General features: G+C 37.7%; 16 protein-coding genes and 1 tRNA gene. All 17 read right to left on the bottom strand.

The genetic code is table 11. The annotated features are described in order from the left end of the window. Positions 1 to 2: 2 nt before the first annotated feature. A complete protein-coding gene (locus BDR01S_RS20565) occupies positions 3 to 1,298 on the bottom strand; it encodes an arsenic transporter (RefSeq protein WP_066249516.1) in 1,296 nt (431 codons plus the stop codon). 15 nt (positions 1,299 to 1,313) lie between these two features. Continuing rightward, the gene (locus BDR01S_RS20570) at positions 1,314 to 1,658 is read right to left on the bottom strand and encodes an ArsR/SmtB family transcription factor (protein ID WP_066249514.1); all 345 of its coding nucleotides are present in this window, start codon (positions 1,656 to 1,658) and stop codon (positions 1,314 to 1,316) included. Between the two features lie 485 nt (positions 1,659 to 2,143). Continuing rightward, a complete protein-coding gene (locus BDR01S_RS20575) occupies positions 2,144 to 3,622 on the bottom strand; it encodes a SulP family inorganic anion transporter (protein WP_066259558.1) in 1,479 nt (492 codons plus the stop codon). Positions 3,623 to 3,992: 370 nt separating this feature from the next. Next, positions 3,993 to 4,412 carry a universal stress protein gene (locus BDR01S_RS20580; RefSeq protein ID WP_066249512.1) on the bottom strand — a complete coding sequence of 140 codons (420 nt, stop codon included), beginning with the start codon at positions 4,410 to 4,412 and terminating at the stop codon, positions 3,993 to 3,995. 110 nt (positions 4,413 to 4,522) lie between these two features. After that, complete coding sequence (locus BDR01S_RS26090; RefSeq protein ID WP_180320542.1) at positions 4,523 to 4,666, bottom strand: hypothetical protein; 144 nt, start codon at positions 4,664 to 4,666, stop codon at positions 4,523 to 4,525. A gap of 466 nt (positions 4,667 to 5,132) precedes the next feature. Beyond that, positions 5,133 to 6,506 (bottom strand): NAD(P)-binding domain-containing protein, encoded by a 1,374-nt coding sequence (locus BDR01S_RS20590; protein ID WP_066249507.1) that lies wholly within the window; start codon positions 6,504 to 6,506, stop codon positions 5,133 to 5,135. A 13-nt stretch (positions 6,507 to 6,519) separates the two neighbouring features. Beyond that, positions 6,520 to 7,017 (bottom strand): arsinothricin resistance N-acetyltransferase ArsN1 family A, encoded by a 498-nt coding sequence (locus BDR01S_RS20595; protein ID WP_066249504.1) that lies wholly within the window; start codon positions 7,015 to 7,017, stop codon positions 6,520 to 6,522. A 16-nt stretch (positions 7,018 to 7,033) separates the two neighbouring features. Beyond that, the gene (locus tag BDR01S_RS20600) at positions 7,034 to 7,486 is read right to left on the bottom strand and encodes a MarR family winged helix-turn-helix transcriptional regulator (protein ID WP_066249502.1); all 453 of its coding nucleotides are present in this window, start codon (positions 7,484 to 7,486) and stop codon (positions 7,034 to 7,036) included. Positions 7,487 to 7,499: 13 nt separating this feature from the next. Continuing rightward, a complete protein-coding gene (locus tag BDR01S_RS20605) occupies positions 7,500 to 8,633 on the bottom strand; it encodes an NAD(P)-binding domain-containing protein (RefSeq protein WP_066363311.1) in 1,134 nt (377 codons plus the stop codon). 852 nt (positions 8,634 to 9,485) lie between these two features. Beyond that, positions 9,486 to 11,288 carry a glutamine--fructose-6-phosphate transaminase (isomerizing) gene (glmS, locus tag BDR01S_RS20610; protein WP_066249496.1) on the bottom strand — a complete coding sequence of 601 codons (1,803 nt, stop codon included), beginning with the start codon at positions 11,286 to 11,288 and terminating at the stop codon, positions 9,486 to 9,488. A 473-nt stretch (positions 11,289 to 11,761) separates the two neighbouring features. Then, the gene (gene glmM, locus BDR01S_RS20620) at positions 11,762 to 13,111 is read right to left on the bottom strand and encodes a phosphoglucosamine mutase (RefSeq protein ID WP_066249493.1); all 1,350 of its coding nucleotides are present in this window, start codon (positions 13,109 to 13,111) and stop codon (positions 11,762 to 11,764) included. A gap of 36 nt (positions 13,112 to 13,147) precedes the next feature. Beyond that, the gene (locus BDR01S_RS20625) at positions 13,148 to 14,380 is read right to left on the bottom strand and encodes a CdaR family protein (RefSeq protein WP_066249491.1); all 1,233 of its coding nucleotides are present in this window, start codon (positions 14,378 to 14,380) and stop codon (positions 13,148 to 13,150) included. Then, positions 14,373 to 15,200, bottom strand: a complete 828-nt coding sequence (cdaA, locus tag BDR01S_RS20630) for a diadenylate cyclase CdaA (RefSeq protein WP_066249489.1) — start codon at positions 15,198 to 15,200, stop codon at positions 14,373 to 14,375. The genes BDR01S_RS20625 and cdaA overlap by 8 nt, the downstream gene beginning before the upstream one ends. A 128-nt stretch (positions 15,201 to 15,328) precedes the next feature. Continuing rightward, positions 15,329 to 15,955: an anti-sigma factor family protein gene (locus tag BDR01S_RS20635; RefSeq protein ID WP_066249486.1), complete on the bottom strand. Its 627-nt coding sequence runs from the start codon at positions 15,953 to 15,955 to the stop codon at positions 15,329 to 15,331. A gap of 18 nt (positions 15,956 to 15,973) precedes the next feature. Continuing rightward, a complete protein-coding gene (gene sigW / locus BDR01S_RS20640) occupies positions 15,974 to 16,537 on the bottom strand; it encodes an RNA polymerase sigma factor SigW (protein ID WP_066249483.1) in 564 nt (187 codons plus the stop codon). A gap of 259 nt (positions 16,538 to 16,796) precedes the next feature. Beyond that, positions 16,797 to 17,693: an arginase gene (gene rocF, locus BDR01S_RS20645; protein WP_066249480.1), complete on the bottom strand. Its 897-nt coding sequence runs from the start codon at positions 17,691 to 17,693 to the stop codon at positions 16,797 to 16,799. A gap of 180 nt (positions 17,694 to 17,873) precedes the next feature. Further along, a tRNA-Lys gene (locus BDR01S_RS20650) sits at positions 17,874 to 17,946 on the bottom strand. Positions 17,947 to 17,948 lie beyond the last annotated feature (2 nt).

The raw sequence follows: 17,948 nt of genomic DNA on the forward strand, positions 1-17,948 counted from the left end.
TTTTAGACTATTAACAACCATAGGTATAAACCTAATAGTGTGATAAACAATACTGGGATGGTTAAGACAATACCTGTTTTAAAATAGGTTCCCCACGAGATTTTAACTCCTTTAGTTTTCAAAACATGTAGCCACAATAACGTTGCAAGTGACCCTATTGGAGTGATTTTTGGACCTAAATCCGAACCAATAACATTCGCATAAATGAGACCTTCTTTGATAACGCCTACTGTATGTGTATCAGCAATCGCAAGGGCGTCAATCATGACAGTTGGCATGTTATTCATAATGGAAGAAAGAATCGCTGCTATGAAGCCCATGGAAATGGTTCCAATAAACAATCCCTGATTGGCACATGCTTGAATCACATCTGCGAGTATGCCAGTTAATCCAGCATTTCGTAAGCCATAAACTACCACATACATTCCAATCGAGAAAAATACGATTGCCCAAGGTGCTCCTTTTATAACCTTTTTTGTTTCGATTGCTTGGCTTCTTCTTCCCATAAATAAGAAGAAAATAGCGACAACCCCTGCAATAATCGAAACAGGAATGTGTATTGTTTGACTTATAAAGTAACCTGCTAATAAAACAGCTAATACAATCCATGACAATCGAAACATTTTCTCATCACGAATCGCTCCGGCTGGTTTTTTTAATTTTGATAAATCATATTGTTTTGGAATGCTTTTCCTGAAGTACAGATATAGAACCAAGATACTTGCCACTAAAGAAAATAAATTCGGAACAATCATTCTTGATGCAAAATGAACAAATCCGATTCCAAAAAAGTCAGCAGAAACGATGTTTACTAGGTTACTTACCACAAGGGGCAAGGAAGTAGTATCCGCAATAAAACCGCTGGCGATGATGAATGGGAAAATCATTTTGTCTTCCAACTTTAAATTTCGAACCATAGCTAAAACAATTGGAGTAAGGATAAGAGCTGCCCCGTCATTAGCGAAAAATGCTGCGACAAGAGCACCAAGTATACTCACATAAACAAACATTTTGATTCCGTTTCCTTTCGCTGCTCGTGCCATGTGCAAGGCAGCCCATTCAAAGAAACCAATTTCATCAAGTATTAACGAAATAATAATGATAGCAATAAAAGAAAAAGTAGCGTTCCAAACAATTTTGGTTACTTCTATTACATCGTTGAAGTCAACTACTCCAACGATTAGTGCGAGAATTGCACCACCACAAGCAGACCAACCAATCGATAAGTTTTTAGGTTGCCATATGACCAAAATAAGTGTAATTAAAAAAATCAATGATGCAAGTATGGTTGAAACCATTGTTGAAACCTCCAATTATTCACATGAAATTCTAAGACCTTGTTCTTCCAATTCCTTCAATCTAAAATCTTGATTTGGAAGATGTAGAAGTAAATCTTGAACCAACGGATAATAAGGACTGTCTTTACTCAAAGAGTAAATGATCCATTGCCCTCTTCTTGTTTCCCTCACTAACCCAGCATCTTTTAACTTACGAATATGCTGGCTGATCGCAGGCTGACTTGTTTTAAAAATTTCAACGAATTCGCATACACAAGCATCATGGGTATCAAGAATTTTAATCATAGTTAAACGGGTTTTATCACCCAGCAATTTTAAGATGTTAGCCACACTGTCTAATTCAACGGTTGATTCTGACATGATATACACCTCCCGACAACTTAATAAATAAGTAAATAATAATATACTTATAACATTTCCCTACCGAATTTAATTGTTTTAGTTTCTGTTGAATCAGAAACTTTATACATGGCTCAATGAATATTGCCATTTCAAACATTTACAATTGAATATAATCATTTGCTTATATAATAAATCACTTATGAGTAAAATTCAAGAAGATAAATGTAAAGTTAGTGTAAAGAATCTTATTCTTATCACAAACTTGCCACGCATTGTATGAAAAGTAAAAAGACCTTAGAGTTAAATATATAAGTATTATTAAGTATTGAATATAAAAGCCCCCGTTAGCCATCCATAAAGCAGTGATGCACCACAGAGAATGTAAGAAAATTACGTTCTTACATGTAGTTGAACAACCACTTCGTTTTCTTATGCATCATTATACTCTTCATTATAAAAAATATTAAAAAACACGCTGAACCAAATCAACGTGTTTTAATTTATTAATGACTAGAAACTTTCCCTAGTCCACCTGGCTTGTTATGAACTGCAATTTTGTTAATGAGTTTATTGCTTTCGGTATTTAATCCTTTTAGATTCACTTTGACACCATTTTGATGGTACTTAATGACCACTTTATCAATGGCACCAACAGCAGAATCATCCCACAGGTGAGCGTTGGATAAATCCAAATCAATTTCTTTCACATCTTCTTTATAATCAAAACTATTAACAAAATCTGTTACAGAAGCGAAGAAGAGTTGACCAGAAACATGATATATCTTTTTATGTGAACCTTTAGCTGATAGACTAGTTACTTTTATTTTTGAAATCTTTGATGCAAAGAATATGGCACTTAAAATAACACCAACTAAAACTCCCATTGATAAATTATCAGTCTTTACCACTGTAACAACAGTCACAATCATAACAACTGTATCTGTAATTGGCACTTTATTAAATGATTTTAGGCAAGACCAATCAAATGTTCCAATCGAAACCATGAACATAACACCAACTAGTGCTGCCATTGGAATTTGTACGAGGAATCCTTTTAGTGAGACAATGAGTGTCAATAGAAAGGCACCTGCAACAAATGTAGATAAGCGACCTCTACCACCAGATTTAACGTTAATGACAGATTGACCAATCATTGCACATCCAGCCATACCGCCAAATAAACCTGATACGATATTTGCGATACCTTGACCACGTGCTTCCTTATTTTTATCACTTTCTGTATCTGTCATATCATCTACAATAGTGGCAGTTAAAAGTGTTTCCACTAATCCTACCATAGCAATAGATAAGGCATAAGGAAAAATAATTTGCAACGTCTCAAAGTTAAACGGAATGTCAGGGATTAAAAATGCAGGTAATGTGGATGTCAATTCACCCATGTCTCCAACTGTACGAACATCGCTTCCTGTAAATATGGAGATAGCCGTGATAACAATAATCGCTACTAACGGTGATGGTACAGCTTTGGTAAAACGAGGTAGGATGTAAATAATTGCTAGAGCTCCAGCAACCATCGCATACATTTGCCAAGATGCACCTTTAAACTGAACTAATTGGGCTGAAAAGATTAAAATCGCAAGTGCATTAACGAAACCTGTCATAACAGAACGAGGGACAAATTTCATCAAACGCCCTAACTTCAAAGCACCCATAATGATTTGAATAACACCAGTCAAAATGGTTGCTGCAAGTAAATATTGCAAACCATGTTCCTTAACCAATGAACCCATCAATAGTGCAGTTGCACCTGTCGCAGCTGAAATCATCCCAGGTCTTCCACCCACAAAAGCAATTGTAACGGCAATACAAAACGAAGCATACAATCCTACCATAGGATCAACACCTGCAATGATTGAGAAAGCAATTGCTTCTGGAATTAGAGCAAGAGCAACAACAATACCTGCTAATACATCTCCTTTAACGTTTCCAAACCAAGAATATTTAATTGTACTAAAATTCAAACTTAGCACCTCTCCCTTTTTTGCTTTTTTATTTTTATGACTTTCAACTCTCATGAAAGTCGGGTCCGTTGATAACAAAACAAATTATATAGGATTGTGACATTTTTGTGAAATTGCATGAAAGCGTACACGATAAATGTTTTCTTTTATATACGCTATTTTTCTTCGAATATCTGCACAACCCATATGGACAATGAAAATTATCTGGAAGATACAGGAACCTACGTTATTGTAGTAAATTGATCGTAAAAAAAACCTGTAAAGTAGGATTGATTAATTAAGAATTACAAAAGTCACTTAACCTTTAATAACAAAATAAAAAAACAGATTGGTTTTGTTGTAACCGTTCTGTTTTTTGTTTTTATATTGTTTATTTCACTATCAAAACAGGACAATTTGCTCGTTTAGCCACTTTATGACTGACGCTGCCTAAAACAAATTCTTGAAGTGCATTTAGGCCTCTACTTCCAATGATAACGATCTCAAAACCATTTTTATTCACATAATCAACAATGACAGGACCAGGTTCACCGTGTAGTATCTTTATTTCATATGATACCCCCGATTCTTGAGCCATTTTTTCTAAATCCTTCATTCGACTTTTACGATAGTCATCAATATCATCTGAATTCCAATTACTAAGGACATCGGATTTTACTTTGTCAGGATCGACTACGTATAATACTTCAATTTTGGAATTAGAACTACATTTTGCGATATGTATCGCATTTTCTGCCGCTCTTTTGGAGTGTTCAGAACCATCAGTTGCTAATGCTATTTTCTTATACATACCCGTAGCCTCCCTTAAATGTTATCCCGTTTATTGGTTAGTTTATTAACTATTCTGGATTATCATGGTACGTTGACGAAAATATTATTTTCTTCGAATTTTTAACTATCTTATCGACTGTAACCACAGCTGAATCGTCTAGCCAACTTTCCATGTACAATTAAATTGTCTTTTTTTGTTACATGTAATGTAACATGCTTTGTTTCTTCTTTTCGTTCCTTGGAAGAATCCATGTAATCGTTAGAACTAAGCAAACACCTGCTGCTATCCAGAATAAGTTCGTCAGTCCCAATTTTTGTTCTAGTGTATATCCAGTTATCGGACCAAGAGCAGCACCTAAATCAACGATAATCGTAAAACTATAATAATACCAAGCATATTTATCTTATTTGTGAATTTAACTTCGATAATATAACTCAATGTCGCAGTTAACATACCGTCAAGGAACATGATCAAAAGAAATGCTGTCACCAATATCCTAATAAGCCTTCTATTTAGGATTGCTTCAATATTTTTGAAAAATGAAGGTTTACCTTTAACCCGTTCTTCCGTATGTATCGTTTTGGGAATGTATTTATAAATGATAGGAATTCTCATAAGAGTCCCCTGCTAAACAAATTGCCGTGATTAAAGCAATTGCTATAACGGATTGTTTATTCGTTTGTTTCATATTTCACCCTTTTTTAAAAGACCAGTCTATATCAGACTGGTCTTTACTTTTTACTCGCAGCAAGAATTGCTTTTAATTTCTAATTTAATAGGGATAGGACCACTGCAACAAGAACCAGCATTTGTAATTGTGACAGGACTTTTATCTTCACAGCAGCTAGAAGCTAAATTCGTACTGCAAACGCCCGTTTCAGGAAGTTCCAACTGTACTTCTTTTGCTCCAACCAAATCACCTGTCAAGTACGCTACTACGGAGCGAACTTGTTCATATCCAGTTGCGAGTAAGAAGGTTGGTGCTCTTCCATAACTTTTCATACCCACGATATAAAAGTTCTTCTCAGGCTGTCTTAATTCCTCTTCCCCATGAGGTCTAACGGTTCCGCAACTATGAATATTCGGGTCAATCAGTGGGGCAAGAGCTTCTACACTTTCAACAGCAGAATCGATGCTGAGTCTTATTTCGTTAAGGTAACTTGTATCAGGTCTAAATCCTGTGCTTACAACGATGTCATCGATATTACCAATAGTGGTTTCTTCTCCATTCAAGTCACCACTTACGTTCATTTTTCCATTTACTTCGTGAACTCCATTGATATAAAACGGGGTTAAAACGGCAATTTGTTTAGAATCCACCAATCTTTGAATTCTGATCCCTAGCTCACCGCGAGCTTGCAAGCCGTCATTTTCTTGACCACCGTACGCTTCTCTCACATGTTTCTTCCGCAGTGCCCAGTAAATCTCGGTATTCTGATACTTTTCTTTTAATTCCACCAAGTCAAGGAGAGCATTAATAGCTGAGTGACCACTCCCTATTACCATAATGGTTTTGTTTTTATATCGTTCTTCTAATTCGTGTACATTTGGGATTCCGTAATAGATACGGTCTTTCAATGCTTGTTCTGATTTTGTCCAAATACCATTTGATAGCATCGGGTTAGGATTTTTCCAAGTACCTGATGAATCAATAACTACTTTCGCCTCAAACGCCTTTGTATCCCCATCAATTTCAACATACACCTGAAAAGGAACATTTTCCCTATTTTCTGTTTTAAGTTTATCAAGTCCTTTTTTTGCAACTCCTACAACTTTTGCATTTGTCTTGATATGCTCTTTTATTCCTGAAAGATTGCTTAGAGGAAGAAGATACTCTTCCACTAGTTCACGACCTGTCGGCAAATCTGCTTCATCAGGCGATGTCCAGCCAGATTCTAAAAGTAATTCCTTGGCTGCTTTATCCATATTGTATTGCCAAGGTGAAAACATTCTAACATGTCCCCACTCAAGAATGCTTGCACCAACGGTGTTTCCTGCTTCAAAAAGGATAAAACTTTCCCCATTTTTAACTAGTTGGGCGGCCGCAGCAAGACCAATAGGACCACCACCAATAATTGCAACTGGTAGCGAATTTTTTTGTATTTGTTCCATTATTCATTACCCCCTAAAATAATAATTTTTCCATTGCCATGACATCAACAAATTTACCATTTAACTTACCTTGATTTTGAAACACTCCCACAACGCGAAATCCTTGTTTCTTATATAAACTCTGACCTAATCCATTGAATGGGAATGTAAACAAAACAATTTTATGAAAGTCATTTTCTTTTGCGAGTCCTTCGATTGAGACAAGTAATTTCCCACCAATGCCTTCTCCTCTAAATTCCCTTTTGATATAAATCGATAAATCGGCAACACCATCATACGCCTGTCGGCTGTTGTACTGGTTTAGGCTAGCCCAGCCTACAACTTTCCCTTCAAGGACTGCAACAATGACTTTAAATCGATCAGTATGCTTATTTAACCAATCCAACATATACTGTTCATCTTTAATTGTTGTTTCTAAAGTTGCAATCCGATCTACAATTCCTTCGTTATAGATTGAAAGAATGTCATCGATGTCACTTAGTGATGCCGCTCGAATTAATATATCGCTCATTACAATTCTCCCCCAATTAACAGCTGCTATTGTCTTTATTGGTTCCACAACATAAAAGTGACTTTGTCATTGCATCAGCAATTAGTTTTACGGCACGCTGAGTGGTTTCTCGTTCAAAGTCCGTCATTTGACTAAAAATATCTGTTAGAAATGCGTTTACTTGTTTATCGATTCCTCTTGCTACTTTTTTTCCAGTTTCAGTTAACGCAAGGTTACTTGCTCTTTTGTCCTCTTTTGATGGAATTTTTTCGACCAATTCCATTTTGACCAGAGTCTGAATTTGCCTGCTAAACGTTGTAATATCGATGCCAAGTAAATCTGCTACCTGTTGCATAGATGGATTGTCATTGGCCTCAATTTCATAAAGAATGTGGCTTTGGACCGCCGATACATCTATCCCTTCAACAGAGCAACAGGTTTTATTTAATAATCCAAAACTTCGGGTAATAGTTTGAAAAGAATTTCTCATGATGAATGCCTCCTTAATTTTTCACAAAGCTATCATTACTCTTCTTCACAATGGAAGGGATAATGGAAAATGCCGTCTTTTTTAATCCTAAAATAAATCGAAACGTTGGTCCGTGGCTATGAGAAGACAAAGGTCCAGCAAAATATAAACCTGGAAGACTTGATTCAAATGACACGTTTAATTTAGGAAACTGGGAATAGTCCTCTTCTCTTTCAATTGTCGATAACAATTCTTGGTCGAAAAATGGAACTTTATCTACGTTAATATGAAACCCTGTTGCTGCAATAATATGGTTAACAATTTTCTCCGTTCCGTTTGATAAAACGAGACGAATTTCATCTTCATTAATCTGTTCAATTTTTTCAATTTCAACTTCTTTATTTTGAGGAACAAGTCCTTCCACATATGGCTTCAAGAAATACGCGATGCTTCCAGGCGATTGACCCCACTCTTCTTTCTTTTCTTCACTAGGAAGTTTGTAAAAAATATCTCCCAAATCTCGAAGGGCAATCTCATTTTCTCTGCTACCTGCGTAATTGGGCCCTTGTTTTCGGTAGATCAATTCGACATCTGCTCCATCACGATGCAATAATCCTGCGGCTTCCCATGCACTTTGACCGCTCCCAAGAACAACCACTTTTTTACCCTTAAACTGAGAAAAGTTTGTGTATCCCGAAGTATGCGAAACCAAATTTGGTGAAAATTCTTTTAAGAAGTTTGGTAGATATTTATAATGTTCAACACCTGTTGCCACAATAACATTCTTTGCAAGGTGGCGTTCTCCTGTTTGAGAAACAGCCTCATAGACCCCATTTTTGTAAGTCACCTGAGTAATAAGTTCAGGAGTGAATTCGATTCCTGCTTTTTGCGCGAACCAATTGGCATACTCTACGAAGATTGGTCGTGGAAGAGGAGTCATGAGTTCTGTTCCTGTTTCCTCTGAAAACTGGTGAATTGTCAGCCTATCATTGCTATCTGAAAAACTTACAAAGTCTTGTGGTGTGCGAATGAACATTTCCTGTGGCATCTGGTTACTCCAAAAATCCATCGGGTATCCAAACAATTTATATTTAAGGTTATTTGATACCGCATGGGCAGCAAGTGAAATTCCGAACGGACCTGAGCCAATAATTATAACATCTAACATTAATACCATCTCCTTTTTAATTGCAAAATTCATGTTTTATTTCCACTAATTATGATTATTATAATTTATTTATAATATATTTACTTGATTTTTGCAAGTATTATTTATCAATTTTTTTTAATTTATTTTAAAAAATAAAAACACCACTACAATAGTGGTGTCTTTATCAGAATAAATATAGCGTTATTTCTATCTTTGCATATAAATCATTTAATACCGTGAGAGAAGCTTCAGACAAAACCGATGTTATACATCCGAAAGGCTAGTAAATTCGTAATTATAGGCGATAAATCCATACTCAAAAATAAAATTTGGGTACCCCCTGGAAAAAGTCTGATCAAGCACATCGTAAATTCCTATAAGCATGTCAACATCTATTTCTTCAGATCTTAAATAAGTAGCTAATCCCTGCTTGTCCACTATGGGAGCTCTACACCATGGTGCATATGTAAATAAAGCCTGACGACCTCTAATTTTTTATCTGTTTCTTTATCAATAAGTCCCAATATTCTTTCAATTTCTTTTTCTATATTAACTTCCTGGCTTGTAATTGTGTTTTCATTTACAAAAACAAAAAGTAAACTTATGAAACAAAATTAAAAGCGTAGCCACTAACTTAGCTCGCCTTTAATATAATTTAGTCAGTTCCCGACTTTGTTTTCATTCAACACATTTAATAGAGCCGAACAAAAAACAAGACCCAACCCATTAAATGGATCAGGTCTTAAAAAGTATTTTTTTCAGATGACATTGCATTAAGTCAGTTCCCGACTTTGTTGTTCAGATCCCAACTTTGTTGTCCAGTACCCGACTTTGTTGTCATCCAACAGTTTTGTCATTTAAAAACTTTTTTTACTCAACCGTAACCGATTTCGCAAGGTTACGTGGCTTATCGACGTCACAGTCGCGGTGTAATGCAGCGTAGTAAGATAGTAACTGCATTGGAATAACAGAGATCAGCGGTGTTAATAATTCATTTACTTCCGGAATAACAAAGCTGTCTTCGTCGCGATTTAAGCCCTTCATCGAAATGATGCATGGATTAGCACCGCGAGCAACGACTTCTTTCACATTTCCGCGAAGATTCATGTTTACACTCTCTTGCGTAGCAAGCGCAATAACAGGAGTGCCATCTTCAATTAAAGCAATCGTTCCATGCTTTAATTCGCCGCCGGCAAAGCCTTCTGCTTGAATATAAGAGATTTCCTTTAACTTTAAGGCACCTTCTAAGCCAACATAAAAGTCGATCCCGCGGCCGATGAAGAAGGCATTGCGTGTGACTGATAAAAATTCTCTGGAGATTTGCTCAATAAGCTCTTTCGAATCACAGAGAACTTCCATCGCGTTCGCAACAATACCCAGCTCTTTTACAAGGTCAAAGTCTATAGTTAAATTGCGGCTTTTCGCAGCCACTTCAGCTAAAATAACTAATACTGCTAATTGTGCGGTGTAAGCCTTTGTTGAAGCAACGGCAATTTCAGGACCGGCATGTAATAACAGTGTGTAGTCTGCTTCACGCGATAACGTTGAACCAGGTACATTTGTAATCGTTAATGCAGGGTAGCCCATTTCTTTTACATTCACAAGAACAGCACGACTGTCAGCAGTTTCTCCACTTTGTGAAATGAAAATAAACAATGGCTTTTCAGAAAGAAGCGGCATGTTATAGCCAAATTCACTAGAGATATGAACCTCAACAGGAATTTTCGCCATTTTTTCAATGAACTGCTTTCCAACAAGACCTGCATGATACGAAGTACCGGCAGCAATAATGTACAGGCGGTCTGCTGCATTTAATGCGTTGATGATTTCACTGTCAATCGTCAGCTCACCCTGCTCATTTTGATACGTTTGAATAATACGGCGCATTACAAGCGGCTGTTCATCAATTTCTTTCAACATATAATGCGGATATGTGCCTTTTTCAATATCACTGGCATCAAGTTCTGCTTTATATGGAGCACGGCTGATCACTTCACCGTTCAGATTTTGAATTGTCACTTGATCCTTCGTGACGATAACAATCTCTTTGTCCATTAATTCTACGTATTGATCAGTGACCTGGAGCATTGCCATGGCATCACTTGCGACCACATTAAAGCCTTTCCCAAGACCAACAAGGAGCGGGCTTTTATTTTTTGCCACATAAATGGTTTCATTATCTTGTGAATCTAAAAGGGCAAGTGCATAAGAACCGTGTAAAAGTGTCAGCGTTTTGCGGAACGCTTCTAATACGTTTAAACCTTCATTAACAAATAACTCAATCATTTGAACAATGACTTCCGTATCTGTTTCGCTTTCAAACGTAACGTCTGACAAAAATTCTTCTTTTAAAAGATCGTAGTTCTCAATAACCCCGTTATGAACGAGTGTAAATCGACCCGAAGCACTTTGGTGCGGGTGGGAGTTTCCTTTACTTGGAACCCCATGTGTTGCCCAGCGTGTATGTCCAATCCCGATATGTGCAAGGACATCCTCGTCAACAATGCTCCGTAAATCAGCAATCCGGCCTTTTTCTTTAAACACATGAATTCCGCTTTCGTTCTTAACTGCGATTCCGGCTGAATCATAGCCTCTATATTCGAGCTTTTCTAAGCCTTTTAATAAAATATCTTTTGAATCTTTATTTCCAATATATCCAACAATTCCACACATTCTTCTGTTTCCTCCCTATGCAGGGGGCAGTTTTGCTTTGGAGGCCTACTTGCCCCCTGATCAATGTTTTGGTCAGGTATCTGTCTATACCCTTTTGAAACATTACTGCTAGTATGCGCATTTCCTTCTCTTTGTGCACAAAGTTGCCTCTGTGTTTTAAAGAAGAAATTTTCGGTTGTGCGTTTCAACCGGGAGGTATCCGCCGAACATTCGATACTCCTCCTCCTCGTCAACTAACCCCACCACTTTGGGTTAGTCCAGGCGCTTTTAAAATGTATAATTCTCACGCTGCCCACCTTTCTTTAAAAGAAATAATTTCTGCTTTGAAGAAAACAAAGCAAATTAATACTACTATGATTAAGGGGCCACGTCAACCAAAATAAGGGATTTCTAGTATTCCCCAATATCTATAAATCATTCATAATAAAATATGCATAAGGGGACCCGCTCGTGTGGGTCCCCTTAGTAAATTCCTATTCCTTTAATTCCATTTCTTCTTTTACTACTGCTACAATCCGGTTGACATAGGATTCACAAAGCTCCTCTGTTGATGCCTCTGCCATGACGCGGACCAATGGTTCGGTTCCTGATGGTCGAACGAGAATTCGACCGTTCCCGGCCATTTCTGCTTCCACTTGCTCAATAACCTCTTTTACCTTTGCATTATCGGTTACATGATGTTTATCAATTACTCTTACATTGACAAGCTTTTGCGGGAATTTTTTCATTTCACCGGCTAACTCTGATAAAGGCTTGCCGGTTGCCTTCATAATATTAACTAATTGCAAACCTGATAATAAACCGTCACCAGTGGTGTTATAGTCTAGGAAGATAATATGGCCAGATTGTTCGCCGCCCAGATTAAAACCATTTTTCTTCATTTCTTCGACCACATAACGGTCACCCACAGCCGTCGGTACACTATGGATTCCATGTGCCTCAAGTGCTTTATAGAAGCCAAGATTACTCATGACCGTGGAAACAATCGTTCCATGCTTTAAACGACCTTGTTCTTTCATATATTTGCCGCAAATATACATGATTTGGTCACCATCCACAATCGTTCCATTTTCATCGATTGCAATCAAACGGTCACCATCCCCGTCAAAGGAAAGACCGACATCGGCACCTTTTTCTTTTACCAAGGCTGCTAATGCTTCCGGGTGTGTTGACCCGACACCTGCATTGATATTTAGACCATTCGGTGAAGCACCCATAGTTGATAAGTCCGCATCTAAGTCAGCAAATAAGTGTGCCGCTAGCGAAGATGTTGCACCATGTGCACAATCTAAGGCAATATGGATTCCTGTAAATTCTTCATCCACACTATTTTTCAAATATTGGAGGTACTTTTGACCGCCTTCGAAATAATCCATGACTTGACCAAGGTCCGAGCCCACTGGACGAGGCAGTTGATCTTCACGTAAATCGATAAGTGCCTCAATTTCTAATTCCTGCTCATCGGATAGCTTAAAGCCATCCGGTCCAAAAAATTTAATGCCGTTATCAGCCACCGGATTATGAGAAGCAGAAATCATCACTCCCGCTTGAGCACCTAAGGCTTTTGTTAAAAATGAAACACCCGGAGTAGAAATGACTCCTAAACGCATAACTTCGGCTCCAATGGAGAGTAACCCTGCCACTAGTGCTCCTTCTAACATATGCCCGGATATTCGTGTATCACGCCCGATGAGTACTTTGGGACGGTCGGTATCCTTTGTTAAAACATATCCGCCATAGCGACCTAATTTAAAGGCCAACTCAGGTGTTAACTCGCTATTTGCTACTCCGCGTACCCCATCGGTCCCGAAATATTTTCCCATTATAAAAATCTCTCCTTCAACATGTATTGCTGGATATTATGCATTATTTTTTTCAATCGTAATTTTCGCTGATGATTTATTAGGTTTCCACTTAACTGTCGTCGGGCCCTCCACTTGAATGTCCACTTCATATACCCCTTCTTCTTGAAGGCTGGACAAATCAATAAAGACATTAAAGTCCTTAGGCCTCACACGGTTAACATCTGAAATGGGGCCATTTACTAATATATTTACCAACTGATTATCAGGGTCATTTATGGTTGCCTTATATTCAGCGGATAAGCCTTGAATTTTTAAAGGTACATCTGAAACGGTTTTCTTTTCTTCTTTTTCAACCACAACGGTTGCTTTCACTAATTGCGGGGTAACCTTCGTAATACCATTAGAGATAATAACGGGTAAGGTTAGTGTGGTGTTGTCGGTGATTTTACTGATATCGACCTCAACCCGAACGTTTTCCGTTTTGTTTAAAACATTAACATCCCCGGAAATGGTTGCTTCTTTTTCATCGATTTCAATCGATTTAATCGTCACACCCTCTGGCGCGGTACCATTCCTCACTATTTTTATCGGAACAGTCTTACTATTACTTTTTACTGGAATGGTGATTTCTACCTTTTCCGGATTGACCTCAACATTTAACTTATTTAAGTCCTTGTCAAGAACCTGGATGTTGGCTGCCTCTGAAATGGTTTCTGTCAGTTTATTCTTTTCCTCAAGGGTTGCCTTGACATAGGAAATCCGGTCAATGACACTTTTGGCACCCGTAATCTTCACATTACTAGGCTCGACCACAGGTTGCCCCGCAGAATAGCCCTCCTCTATTTGGCTCGAATTAAATTCTGCATCTACTTTAAATTCCTTTGTGATTTTTTCCTGGACGGAAACATTCACGGTTGCAGGTTTCATAGTCGCAGTTAATTTATCAGACAGATCTTTGACTTTTAATTTCACCTTCTGTTTTCCAATGTTAGCTTTCGATAAATCTACATAAACCTCAAAGTTCTTTAACGCTTTGGCAGACTTAATATGCGTTAATGGCCCTTTTAAGGTGAGATCAACCGTAGCCGGAATTCCAGACACCACTAAATTCTTCGTATCATAATAAACCTTAACAGGAATATTTTTTATGGTTTCTGTTGATTGCTCACCGGGGACATTTACATCCGTTAGTTTTTTCCCTGTATGTGGTACAGAGGAATATAAAAGCACAGCTAAAAGCAAGGCAAGAATTTTAATAAACCAGGGATTATCCATCAATTTATCCATTATTTTTCCCCCTCCAGTTCCAACGGGCTGAAGAAGCTTGTTTTGTCTTCAAATTAGTAAACAATTCACTCGTAAGTAATTCTTTCAGTTGCTCTGATTTAATCGCGCGATGAAGCTCCCCGTTCTTGGTAAGCGAGATATGACCTGTCTCTTCTGACACAATGATTGTAACACTGTCCGTTACTTCACTTATTCCTAAAGCGGCCCGATGCCTAGTTCCCAGCTCCTTAGAAATAAACGGACTTTCCGATAACGGCAGATAGCATGCGGCAGCCGCGACATTATTTCTTTGAATGATGACTGCACCATCATGGAGCGGTGTATTTGGGATAAAAATATTAATCAGCAATTCAGAAGAAATATTCGAATTTAACTGAATACCTGTTTCTATGTAATCGCCCATTCCTGTTTCTCTCTCAATCGAGATTAATGCCCCAATACGGCGCTTTGCCATATAGTCCGTTGCCTTAATAATCGCTTCAACGGTTTTTTCAGGATTTTCTTCATCCGGATTACTACTTCTCGAAAAGAACTTCCCTCTGCCTAATTGCTCAAGAGCTCTTCTAAGTTCCGGCTGAAAAATGATAATAATCGCAAGAAACCCGTATGTTATCGCCTGTTCCATCATCCAGCTTAACGTTTGGAAGCCTAGAAACTCGCTGACAACTCTAACTAGCAGGATAACCAGAATGCCTTTTAGCAATTGAACGGCTTTCGTTCCTCTAATCACATTAATCAACTTGTAAATGACATACCATACGAGGGCAATATCAACAATACTAGCTAAATACTTCCATAATTCGAAATCAGCAAACGGCATTGTTCTTCCTCCGTAATTTTCTTTAACACATATAAATTACAATCTATTTATTATATCACAAATACCTCTTGTACCTATTATATGTATAAGCTTAAAAAAACAAATCACTCTGCCCGAGTGATTTGTTTTTATTTAGTTTCCGGCTGGTCTCCAAATATTTGCACGACATCCTGCGAAGTCTTTTTAATATGGTACCAAATCCAATCAAATACCTCATTTACTTCATCAATTTGCCCTGTTACATGCCCTGCCGAAGCCAAATACTTCTCACCATTTATGACTGTCACATCACCCTGGACTTCGCCCTCTATATCCAAATTCCCATTTCGGACAATAACATCACCTTTTACCGTTTCACCCTTAGGAACAATGACCGTATTATTTCTTACCACTAAGTTTTTTTGCTTCGAAACAGAAAAGTCTTTATCTTGATTCCAAGTAGAGAATAAGCTTCCCATCATTAATATGAAAAATAAGGAAGCGGCAGCAAGCAAGGGATGGTTTTTCATCCAACGCTGCATCCAAATCCTCCGTTTTTCTTTTGGTAACCTAGATAATACGTTGGCTGTAAAATTGTCTGGAGCCTGCATGGTAGATATACTCTTGACAAAAGCGACCGTCTTTTTAAGTTCGTTAAATAAACTTTCACATTCTTTACAGCTTAGGAGGTGTTCTCTTAATACTTGTTCTTGCTCAGGTGTAATTTCGTCATCTAAATATTCATGCATTAGTTCGATGATTTGTTCTGGACACATTAACAGTTTCACCTCTTATCACACATAGCGTAATTGTTGTCTTAATGCTTCCCGGCCACGGTGAATTCTTGTTTTTACCGTTCCAAGGGGTAAATCTAGAATTTCACTTATTTCGTTTAAGGACAACTCTTCCATATATTTTAATACGATGGCTGTCCGATATTTGTCGGGCAGTTTTAAGATTTCTTTCTGGACAGCCTCTTGCAGCTGTAAGCTTTCTAATTCTGATTCTGGCAGCGGTGTGTTCGAAGGAATCTGGGAATACATCGTTAACCCTTCCGCCCCTGCTACTTCTGCATCTAAATAATAATCCGGTTTCTTTTTACGCATTCGGTCAATACACAGATTGGTAGCAATTCGAAAAAGCCAAGTAGAAAATTTCAAGTCTTGATTAAACGATTTGATATTAACATAAGCACGGATAAATGCCTCCTGTGCCATATCCTCCGCTTCATGACGGTTTCCAAGCATTCGGAAACATAGTTGATAAATACTGTTCTTATATATTTCAACGATTTCACCAAAGGCATCTTGATCACCCTTGATTACTTGTTTAATTCTCTTTTTGACTATTGCATCCATTAAGTTACCTCAGCTCCATTGCTGCTAATCGATAATACGAATCGATAGCAAAAAAGTTTCGTTTTACACGAAAAAACTTCTCAGTACCTTTAATATTAACAAAAATTCACTAAAAGGGCCCATTATTAGTTTAAGGATTTTTAGGAGGGGAGGAAAAGTAACGTTTTTTAGTCTTAAATTTTAAAATGAATATAAAAAAGCTGCAGCTCGTTAGAACAACAGGTTCACCTGTTTTCCTTCGAATTGCAGCATTAAGAATTTATAATAATTTTTCTCCGAATAGGGAACCCATCAATTCAACAGCTACTCTTGCTGTTTTATTTTTTTCATCTAAAATTGGATTTACTTCTACAAATTCTGCTGAGGTAATAATCTTTGATTCTTCTAACATCTCCATAGCAAGATGACTTTCTCTGTAGCTGATTCCACCGATAACTGGTGTTCCAACGCCAGGAGCATCATTAGGGTCTAAGCCATCTAAATCAAGAGATAAATGGACACCATCTGTCTTATCTTTCAGGTAAGCGATGGTTTCTTCCATTACTTTTGCCATCCCCATCCGATCAATTTCATGCATGGTATAAACTTTGATTCCTATTTCTTTTATTAAATCTTTTTCTCCATCATCCAGCGCTCTTGCGCCAATAATGACTACATTTTCAGGTTTAACTTTTGGACCGTATCCACCTATATCAGTTAATAAATTGTGACCTAACCCAATGCTTACTGCCAAAGGCATCCCATGGATATTACCCGATGGACTTGTCTCTGCCGTATTTAAATCACCATGTGCATCATACCAAATGACACCGAGGTTTTTATAGTGTTTAGAGACCCCTGCTAACGTACCAATTGCAATACTATGATCACCACCAAGTACTAACGGAAACGCGCCAGATTGAACTGCATTATCTACTTTATCAGCAAGAAGAGCACTTTTTTCAGCAACTAAATCTAGATTCCGCAAATTGGATTCTTTATCCACCACTACTTCAGGTCTGCCAATTGGAATATCACCTAGATCATGTACTTCATCAAATAGTGGCTTTAGTCGTTCCACAATGCCAGCATAACGGATTGCACTAGGTCCCATATCTACCCCACGTCTCATTTGACCTAAATCCATCGGCATCCCAATAATTGATAGCTTGTTCATATTAATTCCCCCTACCCCTTTATGTACTCTATTTTAACCGCTTTCATGTCAATGACTCAACTCGACAAAATTATGTATATATATACGGAAAAAACCTTAAACCAGTGATTGGTTTAAGGTTTAAATAGAAACAATAAAGGACCTTGGATTATATCTCCAAAGTCCTTTCCTGTGATTATATGAGCCATGAAGGACTCGAACCTTCGACCCTCTGATTAAAAGTCAGATGCTCTACCAACTGAGCTAATGGCTCTC

The sequence above is a fragment of the Neobacillus drentensis NBRC 102427 genome (genome assembly GCF_001591445.1).
GTDB lineage: Bacteria > Bacillota > Bacilli > Bacillales > Cytobacillaceae > Neobacillus > Neobacillus drentensis.

Excerpts from the sequence above, each read along its gene's own strand:
- BDR01S_RS20565 (WP_066249516.1), bottom strand. The coding sequence starts at position 1,298 with ATGGTTTCAACCATACTTGCATCATTGATTTTTTTAATTACACTTATT.
- glmM (WP_066249493.1), bottom strand. The coding sequence starts at position 13,111 with ATGGGAAAATATTTCGGGACCGATGGGGTACGCGGAGTAGCAAATAGC.
- BDR01S_RS20580 (WP_066249512.1), bottom strand. The coding sequence starts at position 4,412 with ATGTATAAGAAAATAGCATTAGCAACTGATGGTTCTGAACACTCCAAA.
- BDR01S_RS20570 (WP_066249514.1), bottom strand. The coding sequence starts at position 1,658 with ATGTCAGAATCAACCGTTGAATTAGACAGTGTGGCTAACATCTTAAAA.
- BDR01S_RS20635 (WP_066249486.1), bottom strand. The coding sequence starts at position 15,955 with ATGTGTCCAGAACAAATCATCGAACTAATGCATGAATATTTAGATGAC.
- glmS (WP_066249496.1), bottom strand. The coding sequence starts at position 11,288 with ATGTGTGGAATTGTTGGATATATTGGAAATAAAGATTCAAAAGATATT.
- cdaA (WP_066249489.1), bottom strand. The coding sequence starts at position 15,200 with ATGCCGTTTGCTGATTTCGAATTATGGAAGTATTTAGCTAGTATTGTT.
- BDR01S_RS20625 (WP_066249491.1), bottom strand. The coding sequence starts at position 14,380 with ATGGATAAATTGATGGATAATCCCTGGTTTATTAAAATTCTTGCCTTG.
- BDR01S_RS20595 (WP_066249504.1), bottom strand. The coding sequence starts at position 7,017 with ATGAGCGATATATTAATTCGAGCGGCATCACTAAGTGACATCGATGAC.
- BDR01S_RS20605 (WP_066363311.1), bottom strand. The coding sequence starts at position 8,633 with ATGTTAGATGTTATAATTATTGGCTCAGGTCCGTTCGGAATTTCACTT.
- rocF (WP_066249480.1), bottom strand. The coding sequence starts at position 17,693 with ATGAACAAGCTATCAATTATTGGGATGCCGATGGATTTAGGTCAAATG.
- sigW (WP_066249483.1), bottom strand. The coding sequence starts at position 16,537 with ATGGATGCAATAGTCAAAAAGAGAATTAAACAAGTAATCAAGGGTGAT.
- BDR01S_RS20590 (WP_066249507.1), bottom strand. The coding sequence starts at position 6,506 with ATGGAACAAATACAAAAAAATTCGCTACCAGTTGCAATTATTGGTGGT.
- BDR01S_RS20600 (WP_066249502.1), bottom strand. The coding sequence starts at position 7,486 with ATGAGAAATTCTTTTCAAACTATTACCCGAAGTTTTGGATTATTAAAT.